The sequence below is a fragment of the Megasphaera sp. DJF_B143 genome, assembly GCF_900320625.1.
Taxonomy (GTDB): domain Bacteria; phylum Bacillota; class Negativicutes; order Veillonellales; family Megasphaeraceae; genus Megasphaera; species Megasphaera hexanoica.
This window is the reverse complement of the sequence record NZ_ONTA01000247.1, coordinates 1-4750: the sequence shown is the minus strand read 5'-3', so window position 1 is coordinate 4750 and position 4750 is coordinate 1. Positions and strand designations below refer to the sequence as shown.

The window sequence follows — 4750 nt, the reverse complement described above, 5'->3', positions numbered from 1 at the left end:
TTCGCTACGGAATCATTGCCGATGGCAACATTCCCACCAGAAGCCTGTGCTCCCTGCCCTAAAGCCACACTGGCTGCATCTACAGCCTGGGCGTTAAACCCAACTGCCGTAGATCCATTTCCATTCGCCTGGGCCTGATAGCCTACGGCTACAGCGTCATCAGAAGCGTTTGTCTCACTGCCAAGGGCCGTAGACTGAATCCGTGATACAGCGGAATCGTTTTTATTGGCATGATAACCAATGGAGACATTTTTTCCTTCCGATGTGTTTCCGCCTGATCCGATATTTGTCCCAGCTTCAGAGCCAATGGCTACATTATGATCGCTTTTGACATCACTTCCCGCTTTATATCCAATTGCAATATTCTGTTGTCCGTCAATATTGTTGCCGGCACCGTCTCCAATGACTACATGGGATCCTTTCGCTCCTAATACGTCCCCTACCATACCCACTCCTGCGTCAGGACCAAGTACGACAGACCGGACGGCATTGGCACTGGCATCTTTACCTAAAACCACAGAAGCACTGCTGCCAGCAGCGGCTCCGTTCCCAATAGCAACGGCATCGGTCCCACTAGCTTGCGCACTCTTACCCACAGCCAGGGCATCTGCTCCAGTCGCTGCAGCCTCTGTTCCAGCTGCCATGCTGTCTACACCGGAAGCAGCTGCACTTTTGCCAAAGGCCAAAGCACCTTCTGCACCGGCCTTTGCACTGTCTCCCACTGCCACGGCACTATGACTATTTTTCGTTACACCAGCGTTATTGCCCATCGCAATTGCATGATTCGAAGCAACCGTACTGGCCTCAGTTCCAATTGCCACGCTGCTGCTGTTGAGCTGGGCATTGGTCCCATCATTATAAACTGTCGCTCCATCACCTAGTGCAATAGCGGAATTTCCCCGGGCATTGGCCGCATCACCGATAGATATGCTGGATTTTCCTCCGCCTATGACCACAGTGGAACTGTCACCGTCAGCGGTCATACCATTAAAGGAGCCGCTGATAGCTTTCCGGCCAATGGAAATACTGTTTCCAGCCGAGGAAGCAGACCGGGCATCATCGCCCAGCGCAACCGAGCCTGTACCATTCGCTTTTGCACTGACTCCAATGGCAACAGCATCTTTTCCCGCAGCCTCAGCGTCTTCTCCTGTAGAATTAGCACGGAAGTACTTCATTCCCGGTTTCGTTTTGTCTAGTCCCAATGCAGAGTTTACATTTTTTAGCTCTGTAATATCGGCCGTATTATTGTCGATTTTTCCGCTGTTAGTTGCAATTGCCTTTTTGTTCACTGCAATATCTGTTTTATTTTGCTGGATTTCATTGGAATTCTGGCTGATTCCGGCCTTATTGTTAGCTATTGCGGTACTGTTAGCGGTAATATTGTCAGCATTTTCACTAATCTTTGTAGTGTTTCCAGCAATATCATCCTGATTCTTCTGTACAACAGCCTTTACCGTATTCAATTCTGTAGTGGTCGCCACACCATCTGCCGATATAGTAATCGTATTGGTTCCATCATCTTTCGTTACCGTAATATTAGTTCCACCATTCAACAAGTCACCGTCATGGACACTCGCAGCCTGGACACTATAGGCACTCCCAAACATCAATAACGCGGTTAATACCGTTCTAGTAAATACCCCCCCCCCGATAACCGACAATCGTTCTCAATAACGATTTTGCAGATCCTTTCCCGCCATTTTTTGCCAGTTCTGAAACTACCTGGTATTGCCCTTTAGATCGATTGAATATAATCTTATAAATTCTATTCAATCTAATCACCTCCTTTTTAAATAAATATGCATTAATAAAGTAAATTTATTTTATTTTACTTTATTATCTCATACATATGTTTTGTTTCATTTTATCATTTATATTTCTATTTCACAACATATTTCCTCATATTTTCGTAAGACTAGGATAAGTTTATCATAACAATATGCTGATATTTTTCACGTTAAAACGGTACATTATGCACTATATATTCACTTATTTTGATTTTTAGTTGCAAAAATAAATCGAACTGTATTTGATACAAAATAGCAAAAAAAAGAATATCAGCGCATCATCTATGCGCTGATATTCTTTAATATTTATATATTTTTAAATCCTTTTATATTCTTATGTTTTATGAATAAATATTCTGTTAAATATTATATTTCAATTAGTATCCCCAAAAAGAGATATTTTACAATATTTTGATGATGGGCACCCTTGCTCTTAGCTATGGCCTTTCCTCTACCAGACGGCCCAAGGACTTCCACCCATTAAAGTGCGCCCATTCCGGGCGTACCAAAAAAGCAGACCCTGAGGTCTGCTTTCATCATAGTATTCTTATAAATTCTTTACAGGTTCCGAAAAAGTTCCAAATCATCGGGAATGTACAGATTCCCCTGGTAATATTGGTGTCCTTCATCATAGTAACGCTGGCGGCGATGGGTCAGGTCCTTGTCTTCCGTGTGGTACAGAATCAAGTTCTGTACCCCCATCCGGGCCGCCGTTTCACAGGCGTCTTTGACGGTGGAATGGTGCTTTTCATAGGGATGAAAGATATGCGCTTCAGCATCGAGGCAGAAGGCTTCGTGAAGGAGCCATTTGCTGTCCCGGACATAGCCTTCTTCCCAAGGCTGATACGGTTCATCACCACAGCAGGTCAGTTTACCATCAGAGAGCTGCAGGGAAAAGCCGAATTGCTTGGCCTTCGTCGAGCGGATATCGAAAAAGGTCACGTCGTGGCCAATAAGCTGTTGTGTCTCCCCATCGGATACCGTAACGAAATGCAGGCGGTCATCGAGGAAAGCACTGTCTTTCGAGGACAGCAGGGCGTTTCCCATCGCGTGCAACAGGGAAACGACTTCCTCGTGACCGTAGATGATGGCTTCGCCATCGTAGGTCCCGCGCCGCCAGGACTGGCACATCATACGCATGAGCCAGAGGATCCCCAGAAGATGGTCCATGTGCTTGTGCGTGACAAAGACCGTCCGCATATCCCGCCAGCGCAAATGAGCCTTTTCCAGCTGCTGCAAGAGACCGTTCCCGCCGCCGCCATCGATGAGCAGGTATTGATCACCTTCATCGAGGACAAAACACGTATTATAACAATGAGTCACCGTCGCATTTCCCGTCCCTAAGATTGTCAGATTCATTATCAGCCCTCCCCGGTTATTTACTACCGTGCGTTTGCTTCGCCGCGAAAAATGGTGCCGCGGCTGGCATCTACAGTGACAATTTCACCGTTTTCCAGTGTGTCTGAGGCATGAGCTGCACTGACGACAGTCGGAATACCAAGGGTAATGGCGACGATAGCCGATTCGCTGGTGAGTCCGGCTTCTTCAGAGACGATGGCACTGGCCCGTTTCATATAGTCTGCAAAGTCAGCACAAGCCGAACGGAGGACGAGAATGCAGCCGTCGCTGAAGTTCTTTTCCAGGTCTTCTTTCGATTCAGCGATGCAGACTTTTCCAATAGCGGAATTGCGGCCGATACCGGTACCGCGGAGAAGGACGTCACCAACGACCTGTACGCGGATCATATTGGTCGAACCGGCTGTAGCAACGGGAACACCGGCTGTAAGAACGACAAGATCGCCGGCTTTGATGAGGTCGTTGTCGAGAGCTGCAAAGATGGCATTATCGACGACAGCATCGGTATCGCTGGCTTCTTTTCCGATAACAGCCTGGACGCCCCAGTTGAGCTGCAATCGACGGACAATGGCTTCATGCGGCGATACGGCTATAAGGGAGCAGTCCGGACGGAATTTAGAAATCATCTGAGCTGTGCCGCCACGTTCGGTCGAGGCGATGATAGCGGCAGCGTGGAGGTCTTTGGCAATCTTGACGACAGCCTTGCCGATGGATTCAGTCGTTGACGTCGATTCGGAACTGGCGTCTTCATATGCTTTCGGCGTGAAGTTGCTTTCCGTAAAGACAGCGACGCGGGCCATGGTTTCAACAGCTTCTACCGGATAGAGACCGCCAGCCGTTTCACCGCTGAGCATGATGGCGTCCGTACCGTCGAAGATGGCATTGGCGACGTCGCTCGTTTCGGCGCGGGTCGGACGCGGGTAATTGCACATAGATTCCAGCATCTGCGTAGCCGTAATGACCGGCTTGCCCGCAGTCTGGCATTTGTGGATGAGGACTTTCTGGAGCATCGGCACTTCTTCAGCAGGTACTTCGACGCCGAGGTCACCGCGGGCAACCATGATACCGTCGCTCATCTTGATGATGTCGTCGATGTTGTTGACAGCTGTCTGACATTCGATTTTAGAGACAATCTTCATATGACTGCCGTGTTTCTCCAAAATCTTGCGAATCGTCAGGACATCTTTGCCGCGCTGGATGAAGGAAGCTGCGATCCAGTCCATGTTCATACGGCAGCCGAATTCTATATCGTCGGCATCGCTTTCGGAAACAGCTGGCAAATTAATAGCAATGCCCGGTACGGCAACGCGTTTGCGATTACTCATCTTGCCGCTGTTGAGAATCTTCGTATGGATGTCTTCGCCTTCGACGCTGACAACTTCTAAGTTGACTAAACCGTCTGATAAGAGAATGTGGTCGCCGGCTTTGACGTCCCGCGGTAATTCTTTATAGTTCATGGAGGCAATGGTTTCATCGCCATCTACATCTCGGGCCGTCAAGATAAAGTCATTGCCGGCTTCCATCATGATCGAACCATTCTTAAATTTGCCCAGGCGGATTTCCGGGCCTTTCGTATCGAGGAGCAATGCAACCGGGATGCCTAGTTT

The 4750-nt window shown here is 48.3% G+C and carries 4 protein-coding genes; all 4 read right to left on the bottom strand.

Annotated elements, in window-relative coordinates:
• Window positions 1-1553 (bottom strand): YadA family autotransporter adhesin (locus DBO31_RS07290; RefSeq protein WP_369907365.1); only part of this gene is annotated, 1553 nt, incomplete at its 3' end.
• Window positions 1554-1629: 76 nt separating this feature from the next.
• Window positions 1630-1782, bottom strand: a complete 153-nt coding sequence (locus DBO31_RS09465) for an ESPR domain-containing protein (protein ID WP_234995432.1) — start codon at window positions 1780-1782, stop codon at window positions 1630-1632.
• A 563-nt stretch (window positions 1783-2345) separates the two neighbouring features.
• Window positions 2346-3146 (bottom strand): MBL fold metallo-hydrolase, encoded by an 801-nt coding sequence (locus DBO31_RS07285; RefSeq protein WP_150824819.1) that lies wholly within the window; start codon window positions 3144-3146, stop codon window positions 2346-2348.
• A gap of 23 nt (window positions 3147-3169) precedes the next feature.
• A partial coding sequence (gene pyk, locus DBO31_RS07280) for a pyruvate kinase (RefSeq protein ID WP_150824818.1) occupies window positions 3170-4750 on the bottom strand: 1581 nt, incomplete at its 5' end.